Raw genomic sequence first — 240 nt, 5'->3', positions numbered from 1 at the left:
GACGATTACCCGAACGTTCCGCGCTTCAGCCAGCCCGCGTTGAAGGCGGACCCGGCGCTGAGCGCCAAGAGGATCGAGATGATGCTGGCCAAGGGCTTCGTGATTATCACCGACATGCCCGACAGCAACGAGGGCCTCACGGAGACCGCCGAGATGACCGGCCAGGTCCGTCCCACCGTCTCTGGCGATTCTTTCGACGACACGCCCCCTATCAACCCGACCAACCCCGCCCACGCAGCC

At 65.0% G+C, this 240-nt stretch carries 1 pseudogene; it reads left to right on the top strand.

The annotated features are described in order from the left end of the window. Nucleotides 1-240 (top strand): annotated as a pseudogene (locus R0J92_RS26200) (gamma-butyrobetaine,2-oxoglutarate dioxygenase); the annotation flags it as partial.

Origin of the sequence: Tritonibacter sp. SIMBA_163 (assembly GCF_046535935.1) — a bacterium.
Classification (GTDB): domain Bacteria; phylum Pseudomonadota; class Alphaproteobacteria; order Rhodobacterales; family Rhodobacteraceae; genus Epibacterium; species Epibacterium scottomollicae.
This window is presented reverse-complemented; position numbering and strand designations above follow the sequence as displayed.